Raw genomic sequence first — 642 nt, forward strand, 5'->3', positions numbered from 1 at the left:
CATTCAAAGAGTGCGTAACAGCTCACTGGTCGAGTGGACATGCGCCGACAATACACGGGGCTAAGCTGGACACCGAAGCGGCGGGATTTTATTCATTAGAATCGGTAGGGGAGCTTCCCATGGGCGGAGAAGCCGGAGGGCGACCGACGGTGGAGCGCATGGGAGTGAGAATGCTGGCATGAGTAGCGAGAGACGAGAGAGTAACTCGTCCGCCGTGAACCCGAGGTTTCCTGGGCAAGGCTAATCCTCCCAGGGTCAGTCGGGGGCTAAGGCGAGGCCGGGAGGCGTAGCCGACGCGCAGCAGGCAGACATTCCTGCACCGCGCACGCGGCGCTACGACCGACGGGGCGACGGATGGGGGTGGCTCGGCGGGGTTCTGGACGTCCCCGTGATGGAGCGCGGCCCGCGGACCAGGGAAATCCGGTCCGCAGAAGGGCGAGGCTCCGGACGAAGCGACTGAGCGAAGCGAGTGAGCCCGAGGTCCCTAGAAAAACCCCTAGGCAGGCGCGTGCGCGCCCGTACCGCAAACCGACACAGGTGGGTGGGTAGAACATACCGAGGCGATCGGGTCAACCATGGTCAAGGAACTCGGCACAATGGCCCCGTAACTTCGGGAGAAGGGGTGCCCGCGCGTACGTGAAC

At 64.2% G+C, this 642-nt stretch carries 1 rRNA gene; it reads left to right on the top strand.

The annotated features are described in order from the left end of the window. Positions 1–642 (top strand): 23S ribosomal RNA (locus AAAX73_RS09730); the annotation flags it as partial.

This window comes from Collinsella sp. CLA-ER-H9 (genome assembly GCF_040092295.1).
In the GTDB taxonomy this organism is placed as follows: domain Bacteria; phylum Actinomycetota; class Coriobacteriia; order Coriobacteriales; family Coriobacteriaceae; genus Collinsella.